The organism is Microbacterium sp. Leaf320, assembly GCF_001423485.1.
GTDB lineage: Bacteria > Actinomycetota > Actinomycetes > Actinomycetales > Microbacteriaceae > Microbacterium.
The window spans coordinates 448,423-469,127 of the sequence record NZ_LMOD01000004.1 but is presented as its reverse complement, the minus strand read 5'-3'; the positions used below and the strand labels follow the sequence as shown (position 1 = coordinate 469,127).

15 protein-coding genes are annotated in these 20,705 nt (G+C 67.7%); 6 read left to right on the top strand and 9 right to left on the bottom strand.

The window, feature by feature from the left end:
* The first annotated feature begins 4 nt into the window (after positions 1-4).
* The 5 genes from ASF63_RS15735 (at position 5) to ASF63_RS15715 (ending at position 3,888) form a co-directional block, all read left to right on the top strand.
* Positions 5-667: a hypothetical protein gene (locus ASF63_RS15735; RefSeq protein WP_056516158.1), complete on the top strand. Its 663-nt coding sequence runs from the start codon at positions 5-7 to the stop codon at positions 665-667.
* Positions 668-1,120: 453 nt separating this feature from the next.
* The gene (locus ASF63_RS15730) at positions 1,121-1,675 is read left to right on the top strand and encodes a TasA family protein (protein ID WP_056516155.1); all 555 of its coding nucleotides are present in this window, start codon (positions 1,121-1,123) and stop codon (positions 1,673-1,675) included.
* A gap of 7 nt (positions 1,676-1,682) precedes the next feature.
* On the top strand, positions 1,683-2,177 hold the full coding sequence (locus tag ASF63_RS15725; protein WP_056516152.1) for a hypothetical protein: 495 nt from the start codon (positions 1,683-1,685) through the stop codon (positions 2,175-2,177).
* The gene (locus tag ASF63_RS15720) at positions 2,174-3,343 is read left to right on the top strand and encodes an RCC1 domain-containing protein (protein ID WP_082478250.1); all 1,170 of its coding nucleotides are present in this window, start codon (positions 2,174-2,176) and stop codon (positions 3,341-3,343) included. Before ASF63_RS15725 ends, ASF63_RS15720 begins: the two co-directional genes overlap by 4 nt.
* Positions 3,344-3,393: 50 nt before the next feature.
* Complete coding sequence (locus ASF63_RS15715) at positions 3,394-3,888, top strand: signal peptidase I (RefSeq protein ID WP_162238904.1); 495 nt, start codon at positions 3,394-3,396, stop codon at positions 3,886-3,888.
* A gap of 371 nt (positions 3,889-4,259) precedes the next feature.
* Here ASF63_RS15715 and ASF63_RS15710 read toward each other — a convergent pair whose 3' ends face one another.
* Together ASF63_RS15710 and ASF63_RS15705 are read right to left on the bottom strand one after the other, a co-directional pair.
* Positions 4,260-5,360 carry a DUF11 domain-containing protein gene (locus ASF63_RS15710; RefSeq protein ID WP_235560822.1) on the bottom strand — a complete coding sequence of 367 codons (1,101 nt, stop codon included), beginning with the start codon at positions 5,358-5,360 and terminating at the stop codon, positions 4,260-4,262.
* 384 nt (positions 5,361-5,744) lie between these two features.
* Positions 5,745-6,995, bottom strand: coding sequence for a hypothetical protein (locus tag ASF63_RS15705; RefSeq protein WP_157534401.1), 1,251 nt, complete (start codon positions 6,993-6,995; stop codon positions 5,745-5,747).
* A 621-nt stretch (positions 6,996-7,616) separates the two neighbouring features.
* On the opposite strand from ASF63_RS15705, the gene ASF63_RS15700 reads away from it, so the two are divergent.
* Positions 7,617-8,849 carry an Ig-like domain-containing protein gene (locus tag ASF63_RS15700; RefSeq protein WP_056516136.1) on the top strand — a complete coding sequence of 411 codons (1,233 nt, stop codon included), beginning with the start codon at positions 7,617-7,619 and terminating at the stop codon, positions 8,847-8,849.
* 611 nt (positions 8,850-9,460) lie between these two features.
* Here ASF63_RS15700 and ASF63_RS15695 read toward each other — a convergent pair.
* The 7 genes from ASF63_RS15695 to ASF63_RS15655 form a co-directional block, all read right to left on the bottom strand.
* Positions 9,461-9,850: a hypothetical protein gene (locus ASF63_RS15695; protein ID WP_157534400.1), complete on the bottom strand. Its 390-nt coding sequence runs from the start codon at positions 9,848-9,850 to the stop codon at positions 9,461-9,463.
* A 987-nt stretch (positions 9,851-10,837) separates the two neighbouring features.
* Entirely contained in the window at positions 10,838-11,797 is a 960-nt protein-coding gene (locus ASF63_RS15685; RefSeq protein WP_056516128.1) for a class C sortase, read from the bottom strand.
* A 55-nt stretch (positions 11,798-11,852) separates the two neighbouring features.
* The gene (locus tag ASF63_RS15680) at positions 11,853-13,343 is read right to left on the bottom strand and encodes a SpaH/EbpB family LPXTG-anchored major pilin (RefSeq protein ID WP_056516125.1); all 1,491 of its coding nucleotides are present in this window, start codon (positions 13,341-13,343) and stop codon (positions 11,853-11,855) included.
* A gap of 64 nt (positions 13,344-13,407) precedes the next feature.
* A complete protein-coding gene (locus ASF63_RS15675; RefSeq protein ID WP_056516122.1) occupies positions 13,408-14,532 on the bottom strand; it encodes a GEVED domain-containing protein in 1,125 nt (374 codons plus the stop codon).
* Between the two features lie 87 nt (positions 14,533-14,619).
* Entirely contained in the window at positions 14,620-14,838 is a 219-nt protein-coding gene (locus ASF63_RS15670) for a hypothetical protein (RefSeq protein WP_056516119.1), read from the bottom strand.
* A gap of 807 nt (positions 14,839-15,645) precedes the next feature.
* Positions 15,646-16,011: a hypothetical protein gene (locus ASF63_RS15660; protein ID WP_056516113.1), complete on the bottom strand. Its 366-nt coding sequence runs from the start codon at positions 16,009-16,011 to the stop codon at positions 15,646-15,648.
* Positions 16,012-16,098: 87 nt separating this feature from the next.
* Entirely contained in the window at positions 16,099-20,493 is a 4,395-nt protein-coding gene (locus tag ASF63_RS15655; protein ID WP_162238903.1) for a DUF11 domain-containing protein, read from the bottom strand.
* Between the last annotated feature and the right edge of the window lie 212 nt (positions 20,494-20,705).

Genomic DNA, 20,705 nt, shown 5'->3' with positions numbered 1-20,705 from the left:
CCCCATGACCAACACACTCGACTCGCTTCAGACGTCCGTGCTCACCGAGGTGCAGGCACACGCCGCACGCCGGCGCGGTCGACGCCGCACCCTTGCCGGAGCGGGCAGCGTCCTGACCGCAGCGGCTGTTGCCGGCACCATCGCGCTCAGCAGCGCGCTCGCCCCCACCGCCGCGTTCGCCGTCGATGAGCAGTCCGATGGCGACATCCTCATCACCATCACCGCGCTCGCCGACAGCGACGCACTGCAAGCAGAACTGCTCAGTCACGGCATCGAGGCGATCGTGGACTTCACCGGCACATCCAACACCGCCCCCGTCGCCCCGTCCGAGGCCGGGCCCCCCGCGCCGAGCGTGCCCCTGCCGACCCCCATGCCGGAAGCGGGCGCCGTGACCAGCCCGGGAGTGGTCCGCTCCACCGCGGACGGAAGCAAAGTCTTCGATGCGGACGAATACGCGACGATGTGTGGGGCTGAGACGGGCGCCCTGCCACGCCTCGAGGTCGCCAGCAGCGGGGCCGCCACCGTCACCATCCCCGCTGGCACTCTTCGCTCCGATACCCCGCTGAGCATCAGCGCGTCCGCCTCTTCCGGGGTGTCCACCCTCAACATCAGCTGGCCCGCATCTGGCGGAACCTGCCTCCTCGAGATGGCGAACGCCCCCAAGTAGCACGAGCGGATGGGGCTGCTGCGGTGGTTCAGCCCCGTCCGGCACACGTGGTGTCACTCGGCTAGCGGACAGCGCCCACGATGACGTATCCGCCAACCGCGACCACAGCTGCCTCGTCGCGCCGCGACGGTTGCTCGAGACGTTACGATCATCGCAACGACCAGCAGATGCCCACCCCACGTCTATATCGGCGGGGTGGGCATCTGCCGTAACGGCCGACCCGGGCTCCCGGACGGAGTCCACGCGTGTCCGACGTCCGCTGCTCCTCCTGCTGCGGACGAAGAGTCCGGAACGCAACCCCGTCGTGGTGACGCGCGGCGCGACCGCCGAGGAGGCGAAGCGGTCATGCGTTGTGGATGATCTTGCGGCGGTTGCTGGACGACTGTCCGCGGTGCGCGCATGATTGGGCGCATCTGGTCTCCCCGGCGTTCCGGGCGAAGGAGAGGGTCTGCCATGGATGTGTCGCTGTCGCCACGTGTCAAGGTCATCGCCGCATCCGGCGTGCTGCTCGTTGCCGCCGCCGGCATCACGCTCGCCGCGTTCACCGACAGCGGGGACGTGGAAACGACATACGCGACAGGGACCCTGGATCTGAAGTTCGACGATGACCAGGACGGCGCACCCTCCCCGTACCTGGTCGACTTCAGTGCCGGTTTCGACAACATCGCGCCCGGCGACACGGTCACGCGGGAACTCCTGGTGTACAACTCCGGCACGGTGGACGCGCTCGTCGATCTCACCGCCCCGCAGATCACGAACGCGGCAGGCTCCCCCGCGTCCGCGATGGAGGACGCGATGACGCTCACCATCTCCGAAACCGCGACGTCCACAGTCCTGTACACGGGTCCGCTGGCGGCCGCCCAACTCACGGGGGTGGACATCGGCTCCGGCGGGTCCGGGAGTGGAGTCACGATGCTGTTCACCGTTACCCTCGACCCGGCTGCAACGGTCGATGTCGCCGGGCAGTCGATCTCGGTGGTGTTCCCGTTCACCGCGACCCAGAGCTGATCACCCCATGCCCACCGCCGTTCCTTCGACCCTGGACTGGATCCCCCCAAGCATCACCGTCTCGAACGTGAAGCCCGGTGACATCACGACAACCACGTTCGTGTTGCACAACGACAACACGGTCCCCATCGAGTTGAGCACCGTTGAGCTCCGTGACGGAGCTCTGTTTACCGGCTCGACGCCGCTCACCGTGGACATCTCCCTGTCGGCGGCCGGTGCCTGCCCGCTGAACGCGCAGGCTATCCCTCCAGACACAACAGTGACGCTGACGATGACCGCATCCCTGCCCGCGGAGGCCGGTAACGAGTATCAGGGGCTGACGGGCTCGGCGACGGTCGTCGCGACTGCCACCGAAGCTGCCGTCTGCGAACCCGCCATCGCCGGCCCCGGAGGTGATCTCGCATCCACCGGCAGTCCGGTGAGCATCGGGCTCACGCTCGTGGTCGCAGGCGCGCTGATCCTCGGCGGCATCGCCGTTGCCCGACGAAGGCGAGCACGATGAGGACCGCGCGGCGCAGCCTGTTTGCCCTGGTCGTGGCCGCCGCCTTGACCGGCACGCTGATGGGACCAGCCATGTCGACGGAGGCGGCGTTCACGGATGCAGGGTCCGTGGGTGCGTCCTTGACCACCGTCCCGCCGGTCACCCTCGACTTCGTGGACCTCGCCGCAGGAGAGGACTACTCCCTTGGATGGACATCCGACGGGCAGCTGTTCTCCTGGGGATTCAATGACCGTGGACAGCTCGGCACCGGCGACACACAAGATCGCGACATTCCGACCCACGTGCTGTTCCCCGACCCCGTGACCATCACCGACGCCGATGCCGGCATCAATACATCTATCGCCCTCACCTCGGCCGGTGAGGTGTACACCTGGGGGAACTCCGACATCGGCGGCAACACAAACAGTCCCCAGAAGGTGGTCGCCCTCGAAGGGGCCACGGTCGTCGGCGTCGCCTCCGGCGGCTACTTCTATCTGGCGTGGACCGGTGAAGGGAAACTGTACTCGTGGGGGACGCCGGGCGGCGGCCGGTTGGGCCGCGGAGGGTCCGCCGACACGCCGGCACTCGTGACCGCGCAGGGCACCTCGGCCGGGTTCGTCACGACCGCGGACGCTGGTCGGTTCTACGGAACAGCGGTCCTCGACAACGGCTCCCGGGTCACCACCTGGGGCCAAGATCACGGCAGCGCGACCGGTGTCACGACCACCGGACTGCCGGCAGGAACGGTCATCGCAGGCATGTCGGCAGGAAACAACTTCACCTTCGCGTGGTCCACGGACGGGGCGTTGTTCGCAGAATCGTCCGGGGTCTACACGCAGCCGACCGCACCCGCAGGGTATGTCGGAGCGCAGGTCAGCATCCAAGCTTTCGGCGGCAGTTCGTTTTATACCTGGCGAGACACCGGCGAACTATTCGCGTGGGGGGAGAACTCTGACGGGCAGCTCGGGCTCGGTGACAACACCGACAAACCCGCCCCCGTCCCCGTGACCCTCCCCGCCGACGCAACGATCCGAGGAGTCGCTTCGGGCGGAGCTCATGCTCTCATCACCGCCGACGGGGGCGCCTACTCCGCCGCCGGTTCGAACAATGCCGGGCAGCTCGGGTCGGGTACCCTCACCCCACGAAACACGTTCAGCACACCGGTGGTCGTCAGGCGGTGGCCGTGACCCGCGTCCGTGGAGCGCGCACGCGTTCAGGGCACCCGGCACGGATACTGTTGAACGCAGCCGCGATTCTGGGGGTGGTGTGCGTCATCACCGCCACTGCCATCTTTATCGCCGGCGGGAACGTGATCATCTTCTCGTCCGGGTCCATGGCACCCGCCATTCCCGCGGGAGCCGTCGCCCTCACCGTTCCTACCCCTGCAGATACAATCGCGAAAGGGGACGTCATCACCGTGCGCCGCGATGACGGCAGACTCGTTACCCACCGAGTGCAGGAAGCGACCACGTCACAGCACATGACCCGCGTGACCCTGCGCGGCGACGCAAACGCCAGCGACGACCCGCACCCGTACGCCCTCCAAGGCTCGGTACAACGCGTCCTGTGGAGTGTGCCCGAGCTCGGACGGGTGATGGCGGCCGCACAATCACCCTGGCTCCTCCTCCCCGTCGCTGCCCTGCTGATTCTGCTCCTCCTCCCGACCCGGCGCGCGCACACGTCACGGCCCACAGGCGGCGATCCCGGCCACGGAGACTCCGTGCCCGTCTGACAGCTGAACCGGCACCCCGCACTCCTGCGCAGTACCGCTCGCGCGAGGCGCGGAGCCTCCCGATCAGCCGGGATCGCACCCAGTCACTGATTCTCGAAGCGCACTGCTGCTCGGTCGTCCGCATCGTGCGGTCTACCACCGGAAACCGTCCGGCAGAGCATGGTGGGGGCGCCTTCCCTCACAGGCGATAAGGCGCCCCCACAGCCGTAACGCGCTGGGGCGGCACGGCCAGTCGCTGAGCGGGCCAACGGGCGCCGCATCAGCGATGTCAAGTATCCCACTCGGGTCCCAGGGGCGACCGGTGTCCGCCTGCGCGAGAGGGAACGCGAACGGGTCGACCTGCGAGGAGCAGGGCGGCCCGTTCGCGGTGACTACCCGTTTCCTGCGGAAAGGGAGCGTGTTGCGTTCTTCCGACGTCCAACGAGGAGTGCCGCCGCACCGGACACGATGAACAGTGTCGCGAAGACAACAATCACCATCTGCACCTCACCGCCGGTCCGGCTCAGCGTCGGGGGCACCGTCGGGTGCTCCGTGCAGAGGCCCGTGTCCGGGACACAGACAGGATCGTCCCCGGCGAGGGCGACCACGTTGGCGAGCCTGTGGTTACCCTGATCCGCATACGCCTTCACCTCCACCACATAGGTAACGGTCGCGGTCTCGCCCGCGTCGAGGAGACCATCGACGGTGAGGCGGTCCTCCGCGACCTCGACCGTCAGCGTGTCCACGGAGGCGCTCGGCTCGCCCTCGAGGACGGCGTCGTCGAGAACATCGCGCATGTGGTCGACAAACGACACGGGTGCGGGGGACGCGTCCGGGGAGGTGGACGTGTTCGTGAACGTGAGCGTGTACTGGACGCGGTCTCCGTCCTTGACCGTCGACCGCGATACCGGGTCGGAGGATTTCACTACCGTGACCACCGAGACAGGGTTGACCGTGCATGTGCGCTCGTCCGTGTCACACCGCGGTTCATCGCCCGTCGGAACGAGGAAGTTCCCCAGTCGGTCATCCCCGCGTGACCCATCCGCGTTCACCGTGACCTGATAGGTCACCGTCGCGGTCTCACCGGGTGCGAGGGTTCCGGTGACGCGCACCCGCCCGTCCGTGAGATCCCCGGTGGTGATCGCGGCGACCGAGGAGGCGGGGGCAGAGGTAAGCTGCGCGTCGTCGAGGACACCGTCGAGGACATCTTCGTAGTCGACGCCAACAGGGGCCTCTCCCGTGTTCTCGAAGTGCAGGGTGTATGTCAGAACGTCGCCGGCGGAGACCAAAGCACCGGATCCGGGATCCACGCTCTTCCACACGTCGAGCTCACCAACGGGATGAGTCGTCTCGCAGACGGAACCCGCGCACGCGTCCGGGTTATCGGGGAGCAGCACGTTATCGAGGGTGTTGTCGCCGCGCTCTCCGTCCCCGCGGATAGCGACGGTATACGTCACGAGTGCGGTCGTACCTGGGGCGAGGGATCCCGTCACCCGGAGAGTGTCGCCGGTGAGCTCCGGGCTGACACTGGTGGTGTCGGATGACGGGGCGGTGACGATGTCTGCGTCGTCGAGGATGTCGGACAGGTCGTCCGTAGAGTCGACGACGTCGGGCGCGTCACCGGTGTTGGTGTACGTGAGCGTGTACCTGATCAGATCACCGGCGTTCACGGCAGACCCGCTGGCCGGGTCGGAGGACTTCGCCATCCGCACTTCCGGGACACCGGCGGGAAGGACGATGGTGTCCTGGAGCGCGATATCGATGGTCGCCCAGTCGTCGATCACCCGGTTGTTGCCCCACGTGCCGCCGGACACCCGGTCCGCTGCAGGGGCGTTCGCCATCGGCGACCCGACCCACACACAATCCCCAAGACCCCATCAATGCACACCGCCGGCGCTGTCCACACCCGCGACCCCGCTGGCCAGCGGGGCCGTGGCCGAACACTTCAGGTCGGCCTGCGGGTCATTCATCGCAGACGTCACGTGCGTGTCGTCCCAGAAAATGCGGGTTTCGGTGCCGTCTGCGGGGCCGTTCAGACGACGCACCTGGATTCCATTGCCGAGAACTTCGGTGTCCTGGTCGGAGAAATGCACCTCCGCGAACCCGTCAGCGCTCACCCTGAAAGCCACAGGCGTGGTGTACGGGATGGGATTTCCGACAGCGTCGAGGCCGTCGAAGACAACCGAGCCTTCGCCGCCGACGATTCCCATCGTCGTGGTGCGCTCGTTCGGCCCATCGAAGGCCCCGTCACCGTCCGCGTCAACGTGGACGAGCGCGCTGCCCTCGAAGTTGCTGAAAACCGCCTCGATGGTTCCCGAACGGGAGCCGACCGTGTCCTGCGTGAATGTCACCGCATCCAGGGTGGGGGTGACCGGGGGTGTCGACAACCAGGTCGTCTCCCCGGTGGGGAGCGTCACCTGCGCGGGAAGGTCGTCGGCGGGTGCGGCGAAGAACATCTTGAACGGGGTGTACCGGCAGGTCGTGTTCGAGATTTTCTGATACCCGCGGCCCGCTGTCGAAGAGTGTGCGGACGCGCACGTGGCCGGGTCGACCACACCGAACGCGTCTGCGGTGTAGATAGAGTCGATGCCTTGCATCCCCAAACGGTCCACCTCATAGATGTACCCCTGCTCGGTGAGATACCAGAGTGTCAGGTCTACCGGGCCTCCGAGCGGTGCGGGCTGCAGCGGCAGGTCGTACTGCGCGTATCGTTCTGTCCACACCCGGCCGGGGCGTGGCTCGCCGCCGTCGTAGACGGAGATGTCCCAGTCGAGTACCTGGCGACCCTGAGCAGTCTCCTGCCCCTCGGGGGCGACCAGGGCCACCGACCACACGCCGTCACCTGCGGCCACTTCCGTGAACGCGCATTGGGATCCGACCGGGTCAGCGGCCGTGAGCGCGCACTCTGACGCCACGCTACCGTCAGGGCGCGTGATGACGACGGTGGGGTCCATCTGACCGTTGAGCACCTGGAACACTTTGGTGAAGTCGGTCGACACCGTCTCGCCGGCCCCAGCGTACAGGTACCAGGTCTGCGGCGTCCGCACATGCCCGGCCGGCGGGGATGTTTCGGCGGACGCCGAGGTTGGCACCACCAGACCGCCCACGGCCATCAGCAACGCTGCCACGGCAGCGATACCCTCGCGCGACCCCTCGATTTCGTCATCGTCCTCACGACGTTCCTTCCCAGACAGTAAACAGTTCCTGTGCACGAGCATCAAGGCCGCACCGATTCACGGCAGACCAGAAGTACCCCGAATCTGTCGAACATAGAAGATGGCGGACGACGACTCTCAGCCACAACGCCCGATTACGTAGTCACGGAGCACAATGCAGTGGTCACCACACCGTTCTCCGCGGTAATGACGTGCAGATGAGCGAACCGTCGCCGAGAGAGACGATCTCGATGCTGTCCGCTCCCCCAGTGTGACGCTGCGCGCCGCCGACGCATCCGCGGGATCCGAAAAGATCATCCACAGCGGACGAGGCGGGCATGCGGCAGCTGACTGCCACCCCGCCGCCACTCGTGTCCCGAACGCCGCCGCGCCGACACGGCACAGCTCGCACACGTAACCGAGCGTGAGCGGACACGCACACCTCGCAGCCCGGCCACGCAAAGATGCCGCATGGTCACGCAACCCACCGGCGCATCTCCGCGGTGACCGGTCACGCCGTCTACCGTGGATCGCAGACCGGTCGGGCACACTCGGCCGCCTCCACCCGAACCCGCCCCCACCTGGAGCATACGCATGACTGCACGCCCTCGCACGCATCCGCGTCGCCGCATTACCGCCCTCGCCTCTTCCCTCGCCCTCGGGACCGTCATCCTCGGGGTGTGCGCACCGTCCGGCGCCTGGGCAGCGCCCGTTCCGGGCGCGATCACCGGCATCCGTGTCGTCGACGCGCAGGCCGCACCGTTCGCGCCGGTGAAGGTCGAGCTGGAATGGACGGTACCGGACACCGCGCACACCGGTGATACGTTCACAGTCGCGATGCCCGGACAGCTCACACCTCTCACCGCAGGGTTCGCTCTCACCGACGCGCAGGGCGTGAAGGTTGCGGACGCGGTCGTGACCGGCGCGACAATCACCTTCACGCTCACCGACTGGGTGGACACGCACGCGGATGTGTCAGGCGCGGCGTTCTTCGACGCCACCTTCTACACCGACCAGGCTCCCGGCGTGGATGTGCCTGTCGCGTTCACCGCCGACGGGACGCCGTTCCAGGATGTGGTGCGTGTTCTCAGCGTCGATGAAGTTGACCGCACGAAACCGCAGCTCGCGGGCTACTGGACCGACCCAGCCGATCAGGGCACCGTTTCCCCGACGGGGGCGATCAGCTGGTCATTGCAGACACCCCTCGGGCCGTTGCCGTCCGTGGTTCTCAGCGCCACACCCGGACCGGGACAGTCGCTCGCATGCGACAAGCCGATCCGTGTGGAGCGGACGGAAACATATCAGGCCGGCACGGGATGGCTGACCAACCTCACCCCCGTTCCCGCCGGCGACTACTCCGTCGACTGTGACAGCACCAGCATCCGTGTCACCCTGCACCGTGCGGCCGGCGACCACGAGATCATCGCCGTAACGTACGCCACGAACGTGGACGACCCCTCCGCGCAGACCTACCAGGGTGAAGGAACCATCCACGTCGGCGACGACCCGCGGGCGGCACACTCCTCCGTCACGCGCGCGAACGCCGGGGGCGACGGGACCGGTGCGGTGCCCGCACCTCCCACGTCGCCCGCGCCCCCCGCCGCTGAAGTCCCGCCGGTACCCACGACCCCAGACACCACGGACACTCCCCCCGTGGTCTCGGTGGACAGTGCACCACAGGGCCAGGCCGCGACCTCCTCCCCCTCCGCCCTCGCCGCGACCGGTGGCACGCTCGGAGCCGGAGCCCTAGCGGGGACGCTGCTGATGCTGTCGGGCCTGGTGTTCGCAGCCCGCGCCCCACGCCGCGCACTCCGTCGCACACGCTGACACGCCCCCTCCCCCGCGACGAGGAGAGCCCCGTGCATGTCGCACCGACAGCACGGAATCTCCTGTTCCCCGCGCCCATCCCGCACCATGCTCTCCCGGCCGAACAATCACTGGCCCCGCCTGGACCACGAATCGTCTTCTCGGCTCTTCTGCTCGGCCGAGGATCCTCCTGCCGCTCCCGGCATCCACCGTGGGCCACGCTGCGAAGAGCGAGGGAACCCGGAGCACCCCGCCCCGCCCCGCCCCGCCCCGCGTTCACCGTGCAGTAATCCACCGCGACGCGCAGCGCGACCATGCTGACCGGAGCGGTGAGCGCCCTCCGGGGTACTCGCCCTCATGCGACCGGGCCGCGCGATCCTCACCCGACCCCATCGAGCCAGCACACGAGACCGCGTTCCCGTTCCGCGAAAATGCGAGCGGTCGGTGTCGCGACATGTGCCCGGTCGTCCACTCTGTGCTGCGACCAGGGGCGTGCTCCCCGGTGACCGGTTCTGCCCTTCTTCGCACACGACGGGACGAGAAGGCGGTTCCCACACGACAAGACGGGGTGAACTCTGCGCCAACGAGCACAGAGCCCAGCCCGAGGTGCGGCGAGAACGAACGGGAGGCGGTTACGGCAGCTCCCACACCACCGCGGGTGTCTCAGCGGCGAAGTCCGCGCTGGGGGTGCGCAGACGCGCACCGGAGAGGACAGCGAACGACCGGCGGTCTCCGGCGGCGTTTGGCCCCTCGAGGACGATGTCGATGTCGATGTACGTGTACGCCGACACCACAGAGTTCGTTCCCCTCTCGCCCGACACGGAGGCCAGTGCGAATTCACTACCAGCCGTGAGTGTAGGTACGACCGTCTCGTCGGCGCGGTCGTCCGCGTCCTGCCCGTAGCTGGACACGTCCAACCCGCACGCAGTCGTCAACGCCGTCGACGCCAAGCATTCTCGCGAGGACGCCGAGACGTGCGCCTGGAAGGACGCCTGACCGGTCTCGCTGAGCTCAGCCCGCACGGTAGGAGCGTCATCATCGTCCTCCACCACCACAAGCGGGTCCCCCGCAACCGCGACGTTCTCCGACGCGGACGCGAGTTCGGGGCCACCATGACGCGACCGCCGAGCCTGCGCTGCCCCCGGGTTCTCTAAGGCGGGGACGCCGCCCCACTCGGCCCGCGTGCGCTGAATGAGACGGTGCAGCACACGTAAAGGTCCCAAAAGACCACGTCCCGCGCCCCCGGGGACACTGCGCCACCGGGCGCCGCGCACGGCACCTGAGCAAGCGGCCTCCGTCCGGCCGACGCGCGACGGTAACCTGTGCTTGTCCCCGCAGCTCGAGGAGCCCCTATGATCACCTCCCGCTCCCCGCGTCACCCAACAACGTCCACGCCTGTTCGCCCTCGCGATGTGACCCTGACGGGGTGCGGCCGCGTATATGTGTTCCCGCCCGACGCCCCGCAGTTCACTCGGGCGGCCGGACCCGGCCACCACGCGCACCGTGTCGGATACGTCGAAGCCGCCGATGACTCCTGGGTGGCCCGAGATTTCGGGAACTGGATGCTTGGGTCACCGACTTCGTCCCGCAAGGAAGCACTGCAGAGAGTTCTCCACGCGTCCGGGTACCACCTCACTCCGGCGGCATGGCCGCCCGCGGAGTCGGCGGGGAGGACCGTTCCGGTCCCTCGCTCGCTCGCATCGAAGTACGGACAGGTGTTCGTCGACGCCCTCGGGCTGGTGTTCCTCGGCGGTCACGGACGCGGGGTCCGTCCGCGGGTGAATCGCCGTCTCGTCCTCGGCGCAGTCTGGGCCACGTGCGGGAGTTTCGCCGCACTCCCCCACGGTGCGCATAGCACTACGCTGACGATGTTCCCGTCCCGGCGGGCCGCGATCCGCTCACTCGTCCCCGCAGACCCGGACGCCCCCACACACTGACACGTCACCGCCACGACAGGTCCACGCACTGTGGATCCGCCGGGGACCCCGTCGGCCACTGCGGTGGAGAGGTCAGTTCACCGGAGCCGGGGGTGGGTCCTGGGGTCGGCGCCAAGCGGCGGCTCCGACACGGCGCGGCCTCACCAGCACGAACACGACCGTGGGGACACCGACGACCAGGATTGCCCACCACGGGATTCCGGGCCCCGTTGCCTGCGCATCGGCGAGGGTGTCCGAGCGGTCCGCAGCGACGTCCGTCTCAACGCGTTCGGCCCGCACGAGGAGCCGGTGGGTGTTCACTCCCGTGGGCGTGCAGGTCACGAGCGTGAGGTAGTCCTTGCCGTCCACTCGCCGCAACGCGTCGATCTCCGTGGGCAGAACGGTGGCCCGTTCGTCCACCTCATAGGTGAGAGTGCGCCCGAGCACATCGATGAGGATACGGTCCCCGGCACGAAGGTCACGAATGTCATCGAAGAACGTCCCAGAGATGTGGCCGGTGTGGCCGGTGAGAACGGTGTGGGTGTCGGGGCCTCCCACAGGAAGGGAACTGCCGTAGAGGTGGCCGATACCGCGGGTGAGGGTCTCATCCGTCGTTCCGTGCAGTACCGGCAGGTCCACACCCAAGGAGGGTATGCGGATACGGGCGATGGTGTCGGTACCGTCCACCCGCAACGAGTCGGCGTACCTGCCCTGATGATCGTCAACAGTGATCGGAGTACCGTCCCGGTCGAGGGCGTACGGGTCACGCAGGGGACCGTCCGGCAGTGTGTCGTTGAACGCGTGCGCACTCTCCAGGAGCGCGGTCGTGGTATCGGTGGGGAGCGCGGCGACGCTGTTGACGTAGCCGTCGACGTCCGTGGCGTGAGCCCACGCGGACATCCATGCGGCCGCGCTCGGGTAGGCGAGGATCAGTGCACCGAGGATCGCACCGACGACGGTCAGGCGTTGCGTCCATCCCCAGGCGGGAGGGCGGCGGCGGGAGGCGTCCGCGAGAGCGCGTCGGGTGAGGTGAGCCGGCGGGTGTGCAGTCATAGGTGCGGGGAGGTGAGGGGCCGGGTCTGCGCAGCACGCAGACCCGGCCCGGGGGTCACTCGGTTGCGGCGGAAGCCCGGCGACGAGTGCGGAGGGTGAGGATCGTCACGCCGACGAGCACCGCGACACCACCCACGATGAACAGGACAGTACCTGCGCCGCCGGTCAGAGGCAGCGGGAACCCGCCGTTGCTCTTGACGTTGACGACATCCAGGTCGATGCCCACGGCAGTCGTCTGCGCGGTGACCTCGAACGGGATCGGTTCGGAAAGCTTCTCGTACCCGCTGGGAGCGACGACCTCCACCAGCCAGTACTGCTGGTAGCCAGCCTCTCCCGGGGACACCTCCGCGTTGTTCGCCCAGCCGGAGTAGCGCAGCCCGGAGAGGGTGAGCGTGCCGTCCTCCCCGACGGCGAAGGTGGTCGCCCCGGCGAGAGAGAGCGGGTTCTCCCCCGCGCGCGCGTCTGCCTCGGACGTGTATACCGAGAACACGGCGCCCTGCAGGGGGGCTGCTTCCTTCGTGGTCTTCTGAATGGTGATCTCGCCCCACTTCGTGACGACCTCGGGCGTGACGGGCGGGCCGCCGGGCTCACCGGGACGAACACTGAACGACGGTGCGTTCGGGTAGAGCAGGGCCGTGTTGGCGATCTCCCCGATGGTGTTCACGGTGGTGGTGATTTCGGTCACGACACGCAGGTCGGTGTTCGCGGCGAGGAGCTCACGCCCGGCGGAGGTGAAAACCACTTCCACGACCGGACCGGCTGCGGTAGGAGCGGTGGGCGTGAGGTCGTAGTGGGTCCCGACCTGCAGGACGGTTCCATCGTCAAGGGTCACACGGGTCGACTGGTAGTCGAGCTTGTCGTCCAGGTCGTCCACGACCTTGTACCCGTCGATGATGTCCACATTAGGGATATCTGTGGTGATCGTGAACACCAGTTCGTCACCGAGCTGGACGTCGCTGGCGTCATCGACGTCCTTGACGGCCCCGGTGAGAGCATTCTTCGGGTAGACGTGCACGTCGTACAGCCACGCGTCAAGGTTGTCGGGATCTGTGAGCGGGATCGTCACGAGGAACGGTGAGACGGCGGTGGCCCCCGGCAGCGGGCTGGTCTCCACCACGAAGTACAGGCCCAGGTCCAGGTCGGTGAGCGCGATCTCCCCAGCAGTGTTCGTGAGCTGCTCGCCCCGGCTCGCACTCAGCGTGTAACCGGCGCTGGTGACGGAGTCGGAGGTCCCGTCGAACCGGTCGTACAGTTCAGAGGTGTCGGTCCAGCCGCTGTTGGTGGTGAGGTCGATGCCGTCGACCTTATAGACGGTGAAGCCGACACCGGCAAGCGGGTCGAGAGCGACCTGCTGTTCCGTGCCGTTGTTGGCAAGTCCGGTCCGGTCGACAGGCGCGTCGTACTTGTGGATCGTCAAGGATCCTCGCCGTTCCGCATCCACCACGTTCGCGGCGGTCGCCGGGGTGGCGAAACTCAGGGCGGCAGCGGCAAGGGCGACAGCTGTCGCCGCAAGCCGGTGCCACCGACGTGTTGTGGGAGTGTTCATTACCTTCTCTTTCCGTGACCGGGTTCCCCCCGGGTGGTCGTGAATGTTGTACGGTCCTGCTGGGTCAGAGGAGCCCACGGTCCCTGCGACGGGAGCGGTACACCGCGCCCGCTGTCGCGGCGATCACCGCGAGCCCCGCCACGAGGAACACGTCCGCGCCCGCTCCGCCTGTCGCCGGAAGTTCCACTGCCGGGACGTCGCGCACGGTGAGGGTGTCGCCTGTCACCGTGACGGCGGTGTCGCCCGCTGCGGTGAGAGTGAGCGCACCATCTGCGCCGACCGTGAACGGAACGGGTGCAGCGAGCAGTTCGAAACCATGGGGGGCTTTCGTCTCGGTCAGCCAGTAAGCTCCGGGCGCGATATCGGTCACCTGGAACAGTCCGGTCTCCACCGGTTCGGTCGGGATGTCAACGAGCTCACCGGGACGACCATCGTCGTCCCGGCGGATCGACCACGCTGATCCGTCCATGCGCACCCATGTGCCGTCGATGGACTCCCCCACCTTTTCGACGCGGAATCCGAACAGGGAAGGAAGAGGGGCGGGCAGAACCAGCGAGTGGTCTTCGACCTCGCCGGAGTCCGCCATCCCGACCGGGCTGAGCAGCTGGTCGCCCGTGAACCCCACTCGCAGGCGCAGGTACGTCTCGCCCGGGATGTAGTCGGCAGGGACGGTCCACGTCAACGCGCCGTCCGTCGCCCCCGTCGCGACCGTATCGGAAGCGCGTTCGGTGTCGTCGAACGTGCCGTTGCCGTTGAAGTCGATCCACCCGGCAAGAACGGCGTCTTTGACGATGCCAGACATGGGCACGGGCACGGTGACCGTGTCACCGGGGACGGCTGCGGCGAACAGCTCCGTCAGTTGCGCGGTGGTCACAGCGTCGTAGCCGGTGTCTGAGGAGGACTCTGCTGTCCCGGATCGCGCTTCGGTGAGGAAGGCGTCATCGAATGCGGGCACGATCTCCGCCCCCAACCGCGCACCCGCGACAACGTGGGTGGCGGGTCCGAACGTGGCAGGAATCACCGCCGGAGATCCGGAGACCTCGGTGCGCACCTCCACAGTGAACGCCTGCGACGTCTCCGTCACGATCCTCGGAAAGTAGCTTGTTTCGGGGCGTCCTTCGACACCGTTGGCGACGTCGTCGAGGATGACCTGCACGAGAACTCGCAGCTTGAGAGTGCTGACGAGCACCCCGCCCGTGTCGATGCGAACCGTCCCGCAAGGGTTCGTCACGGTGCGGACATTCGGGTTGTCGAGGTTGAGCGGGAGGCCGAGGAACTAGTCCTCGTCGATGGGGTCGGTGTAGTAGTAGTTGTCGGTGTCGCACCGCCCCGGCATGGGAACCTCGTTGGCCGGGTCGCCGGGGAGGATGGTGGCATTGCCGGTGTCGTACCCGGTCGCGAACGTTCCGGTCGGGTCCGCGAAGGCGACCGGCACCTCTTCTCCCGCCGGTGTCACCGCACCGGTGACCCCGAAAGTGGAGTTACTGACGGTCACCCGCGCTGGCTCATCGCTTGCACCGACCGGGGCGCTGGCGGATCCGGCGGCGTGGGCGCGGAGGATCGGGTCGGCGACAGGTTGTGACAACTCGAGCTCGAACGTGGCTCATTCGTGCCAATCCACCCCGTCGAAGGGGGCGACGCCTCGACGTCCCGGGTTCTCCAGCACGAGCTGGAGCGCCGCTTGACCGTCCGCGAACCCGTAGGTCTGAGAGTCCCAGCAGGTGGAAGCGAGCGTGCAGGTCGGGTCGGGGTTCATCAGCCGGGACGTTGCCGTCAGAGTCCCGTCCTCGAAACCGGGGTAGACCACCGGCCGTTTGCGAACGACAACGAGAACCCAGAAGGGGAGGTGATTGTCTGTGCTTCGGCCGTATCGGGCCGCTCGGCCGCGCTGGACGATACGGCCGTACCGGCACACAAGGCCATCGCCGTCATCGCAATGCACGCCCGATAGAACCATGTCCCGCGGGCGGGCGCGGGCGAATCTCGATTGATCATCGTCTCTCCAAGTGGGACCAGGCAATGCGGTGCCCGGTTCGAGTGCGCGCAACCAAGCGCGCAGGCGGGATCACGGGCCCCAGAGCACCGCGAAAGGCATCGAAAGTCTGATGCATGCTGACACCGTGCACCGGCCACCTACGAGTAAATGCAGTAGGTGGGGAGCGATTTTGGGTGCGCGCGGTGCATCGTGCAGTGACCGCCGCGTCAGTAGGCGGCAACAGGCAGGCGAGACGCTCTTATCGGATCGGGCGACGCATCGAGAAGAGTCCCCGGTGGACGCCGTGCTGCGTCGGCAGCGCTCGGGCTAGCGGACGTCAACCGTCCATGTGTCACCGTCGTGGGTGAGGTGCAGGTGCGCGGCGGAGTTCGTCAGACCGACGATCACTAGCGACCCCGTTGAGCGGGTGTCGGCGGTGAGGGCAACACCGTGAGGGAGGCTGCCTTCAGCGGCGTAGAGGCGCAGAAGGTCCGGGCAGCCCAGGTTCAGTCGCTGTCCTTGCTCGAGGAGTGATGCGGACGCGTACGCGCACGCGCCGTCGTAGTCGCCGGCGTTCACCTCTGCCAGAAATGCCGCGGCCGTGTCGCGAGCCGTCGGCCCTGCCGGCGCCTGCGGGGCGAGGAGCGTGAAGAGGGTGAGGCCTGCGGCGATGATCAGGGCGGCGCCGCCCACGCACGCAAGAAGATACCGGTAGGGCATGGGATGCTTTCGGTCAGGGGGCAGGGCCGGGTCCGGCATTCACCGGACCCGGCCCCTCGGTCACTCGGTCCGCTGGCGCCAGCGGGAAGCGCCGACGACCCCGAGGACGCTCAACGCCACACCGAGCAGCAGAGCGGTGAGGGAGATTGCGCCGCCGGTGGACGCGAGCCCGTGCCCACCCTCGGTGCCGATACCGGTGCCGGGTGCGGCGACCACATCTGTGGACGCACACGCCGGGTCACTCTGCGCATCGCCGACAAGCTCAGTGTCGACGGCCCAGTTCGCCGGGTCATCGACAACGGCGCAGTTGGTGATCGTCGCGCCGGCGGGGGCGGCCACCCGTCCCGTGACGGTGAGTTCCCGGCTGTCACCGGCGGCGAGGTTCTCAATCTGCCAGGTGACAGTCCCGTCCGCGAACGTCGCGTCACCGCTGGCCGTGTCGAAGGTGACACCGGTGGGGAGCGTGTCGGTGACCGTGACGTCGACCGCGTCGATGTCGCCGGCGTTCGTGAGCGTGAGCGTCCAGGTGAGGGTGCCGTCAGCGGTCACCGTCGACGGTGCGGTTTTCGTCAAGGTCAGCGCACCGGCGGGCGCATCAACACAAGCGACGTCCGTGACGGTAGTGGCGTCCAAGTCCACCGCTGCGGTGTTCCTCAGGCCTTCCCCGGCCTCACAGGACATACTGTCCGCCGGCAGACCGCCGGGAACCTGCACGGTCGCGGTGACCTGGAACTGCTGTGTCCCACCGGCAGGGACAGTCGCGTCACGGACGACGACCGGCTGGTCCACACCGTTCCATGACGCGTCCGGTTCGATGTCGCCCGTGACCGTAGCGCCCGCAAGGGTGATGCCAGGACCGAACGCGAACGCATCCCGGAGCGTGTACTGCTCGTCGAACGCGCCCGTGTTCGTGACGGTCAGCAGGTACGTGATGGTGCCCGTCCCATCAGCCGCAATGTCAACACTGTCGACGGTCTTGGTGACGTCGACAGACGAGGCCGCGGCGGTCAGCTCCGAGGAGTCGGAGGCGTCGTCGGTCTGACCGAACTGGTCGGTGATCGTCGCCGTCGCCTCATTGAGCTGCGTGCCCGCCTCGGGGATCGTTGCCTGGAAGGTCAACGTCGCCGACTGGCCCGGCGCGAGCTCTCCGACCGTCCAGGTGGGGGTGAAGCCCGATGTGTCGCCGGTGTCGGCGTTCACGGTCCCGGGCACCAGTTCCAGACCGGCGGGAAGCACATCGTCCACCTGCACGTCTCCGCTGAGAGCTCCGGTGTTGGTGACGACGAGGCGGAACGCTCCGACGCCCCCGTGCCGCACGGTGTGGCTCTCCGCCCAGACGGAATCATCGGCGATCTCGCACTCGGACACGTCCTCGGCCGTGCACGTCTGCTTGACGAGCGCGACCTGGGGTGCCTGCACCTGAATGGGCACATCCGGGGAGTTCACGGGGCGGCTGAGCACCTCGGGGTTCACCCGGGCACGGAACCGGTTGGTGTACGTATCACCGGTGACGTTCCCGGTCGGCACAGCGGACAGCTGCCACGTGACGGTCTCGTTGGTGTCGAGGACCACCTGACCGCCGGTGGACGGGGATGCGAACCGCACCGCGGTCGCATTCGCGGTGGTCGGGCACCCGGCCGTGTCCAGCTCGTCGATGGTGCACGCCCACACGCCGGTTCCGGGTTCCACGAACCACGCGTCGCCCGGGGAGCCGGGGTCGGCGAAGCCGTCGGCATCTCCATCGGCCGCATCGAGCTGCTGCGGGGAGGTCACGGTGACGTACGCGGTGAGGGTACCGGGCAGGTTCTCGACGGACAGGTCGGTGAAACCACCGCTGAACGACGACGCAGGGGTGCGCTCGTCACCGGTGAACGGCAACACGTCGATGACATCCAGACGGTTCATCGGATTCTGGGTGGCATTACGCACCGTGAGGTCCCACACGAGGGGCCCAGCGAGCGGCTGGTACGGCGCAGCAGTGGACTTCGTCGCGTAGACAGTGGCACCGGCGATGACCTGCGCGGTGGCGGACGCTGTCCGCAAGGTCAGCGCGGAGGGGTCATCCGGGGAGGACACCGCCGCCGTGTTGAGGTACTGGGCGCCATTCGCCGCATCGAGGGGCACTCGGGCGGAGAACTGCACGTCCGGGAGGGTCGTGCCGGGGGCGACGTCTCCGAACAGCCACCGCACACCGAACATCGTCCCCTCCGGGGTGCTCGTCCAGTCCGACCCGTCACAGAGTGCGCAGAACTGCACCTCCGCACTGTCGGGACGGCTCACACTCAGCGGGTTCACTTCCAACCGGGGTGCGGTCGATGGCATCACGTCTGTGACGGTGACGTCCCGTAGCGGGTCGCCGGGGTCTCCGCCGCTGACCGTCTCCACTCGCGGGGTGAGGCGGAAGGTCGCGTCGGTGCCGGGGGCGACCTGTGAGCCCGAACCGGGGTTCTGTTCTACAACAGTCTTGTCCAGGCGGACCTGCCCGCGCACGAGGGTGATCCGGTCTCCCATCCCGCCGCCGTGGGTGACCGGGTCGTAGGTGGTGGAGTTCCAGACGAACGGAGACCCGGACCCGGTGACACCGAAGTTGCTGACCAGGGTCCCGTCAGGGTTGTTCGCCGGATCGAGGGTCGAGAGGGAGTCGATGCGCAGGTAGGTGGAGAGGCTGATGCCGCTGCTGCCCGGAAGGTCGACGAGGAACCGGACACGGACCCGGTCGACGCTGTCCCGGTATCCGTCGGGGCTGAGTGCCCCGCCGAGGGCCGCGTCGGTGGGGTCGGTCGACCAGGTCGCGTCGGTGTCCCCACACCGGGCCGCACGCATGTCGGCAAAGGTGGACGGGCGGGTGGTGGGTGCCCCGTACTCGAGGACGTAATCGGTTCCTTCGACCAGCACGCCTGCGTTGACGCGGGCAGGCGTGACCCCCGTTCGACTCGTCGTGAGACGCTGGGAGGTGTTGTCGAACACGTCACAGACGACGAGGTTGGGGGTGGGGAGCAGCTGCTTGGCGTACTGCACCAGCGAGATGAACCGGGAGCCGACGTTCGCGCGGGCGTCGCCGCTGCGCTCGCCGGACGCACTCGATGGCGCACCTCCGGTGACAAAGTCCCGGTAGGACTTCAGTCGGGATACGCCGCCGGCGATCACCTGACGGGTGTGGGTGTTGTTCGCCAACGGTTCGACGTCGTCACCGTAGTTGGAGCGTCCGGTGACGTCGGTGGGGTCGAAGTCCCGGTACGTGTTCGCGAAGGTCATGTTCCCGGCGATGTCAGACAGCGGTGTCCACACGAACACGCGGCCGGTGGCGACGTAGAACTTGCCCGGGGGGAGAGCTTCGCCCGTACCGACCTGCGTGGGGTATGAGAGTCCGCGGGTGTCCGTGCCAGTGAGGGTGACCTGGAAGGTGCCTCCCGGCGTCCCGGGGGTGCAGCTGATGGTGCCGGTGTTCGGGACGGAGTTCACGCTCGTCGCGCTGCCCCCGATTCGGGAGTTGGGGAGGAGGCGGTTCGCACTGATAGTCGTGCATCCGGGCCCCGGGTTGACCTGCGGGGTGGCCCACGTCATCAAGCGGGTATTCGGGGTGAGGCCGCTGAGGTCATCGGTGAACGTCATCGGCGACGCGAGCGGGGTGATGCCTTTCAGGGCTTGGTCACCCGTGCGGGTGGGGTGGGACACGGTGATCCCGAACGTGTATCCGGAGTACACGCCCGGTTCGACACCGTCCTCGCCGACGGTGGAGGTGAAGGAGGTGAAGTTCTTCTCCAGGTCGTAGAACGCTCCGGCGGAGACGGTCGTAGAGACGGTGTTCGTGGTCGTCACCGGAGTGCCGTCCGCATCCCCCAGATCGAACGTCACATCCTTGACGTCACCGTGGAGCGACGCGGTGGTCACTTTCGCGACCGGGCTGATCGATTCGGTGCCCGGGCTGGTGGTCGAGTCGCGCTGACAGATCAGCACGCGACGGTCACCCCCGGGCGCGCCGGTGACCGAGTCGTACACGCCGGTGCTGTTCGGGACGGTGCCGGGTCCGGTGCACTGCGGTGGCGCGGCCAACCATTCCATTCCTGCCGGGAGCGTGGAAGTGAGGTACGGGTTCGTGGTCGGTCCGTCGTAGTCGTACTCCAGGCGGTACTGGACAGTGTCGTTCGTGCGGACGATACCGTTCGTGGCACCGGAGTCGTTGCCGGGTTCATCGTCTGCGTCGAATACCGCAGTGCCGTCCGCGACGACGCTGAGCGTCGGCGCTGTGACTGCGAAGGGGGTGATAGTGGCGCGTTCCGAGGCGGTGGGGTCCTGTTCATCGTCGGACTGTGGGGCCGACTCCTCAGTCTGTGCGTCCGGGGCATCATCGACCGGCGGGGTCGGGTTCGGTGCAATAGTGTCCGACGGCAGGGCCGGGTCGGGAGTGGCTGTCTCGGTTGGCGCGACGTCGGGGGCCGGGGTCGGCGAGGTCACGTCCGCGACTGCAACGGCGGGAATCAGCGGGGACACCGCTACGAGGACGGCGGCGAGGATCGCGATCCCGCGCCGTGGGCGCAAGCGATTACGGTGCTGACTCATCAGCGGATCTCCGTTTCTGGTGGCGCGGCAACGGCCGGGCAACGGGCGTATGTGGGAAGGGTCGTCCGCCGCTGCCAGGCAGGCTGGGACGACGAATGTCGAAGGGC

Bases quoted from the DNA above. Each gene is read 5' to 3' on its own strand.
- ASF63_RS15735 (WP_056516158.1), top strand. From the start codon at position 5: ATGACCAACACACTCGACTCGCTTCAGACGTCCGTGCTCACCGAGGTG.
- ASF63_RS15730 (WP_056516155.1), top strand. From the start codon at position 1,121: ATGGATGTGTCGCTGTCGCCACGTGTCAAGGTCATCGCCGCATCCGGC.
- ASF63_RS15725 (WP_056516152.1), top strand. From the start codon at position 1,683: ATGCCCACCGCCGTTCCTTCGACCCTGGACTGGATCCCCCCAAGCATC.
- ASF63_RS15720 (WP_082478250.1), top strand. From the start codon at position 2,174: ATGAGGACCGCGCGGCGCAGCCTGTTTGCCCTGGTCGTGGCCGCCGCC.
- ASF63_RS15700 (WP_056516136.1), top strand. From the start codon at position 7,617: ATGACTGCACGCCCTCGCACGCATCCGCGTCGCCGCATTACCGCCCTC.
- ASF63_RS15685 (WP_056516128.1), bottom strand. From the start codon at position 11,797: ATGACTGCACACCCGCCGGCTCACCTCACCCGACGCGCTCTCGCGGAC.
- ASF63_RS15680 (WP_056516125.1), bottom strand. From the start codon at position 13,343: ATGAACACTCCCACAACACGTCGGTGGCACCGGCTTGCGGCGACAGCT.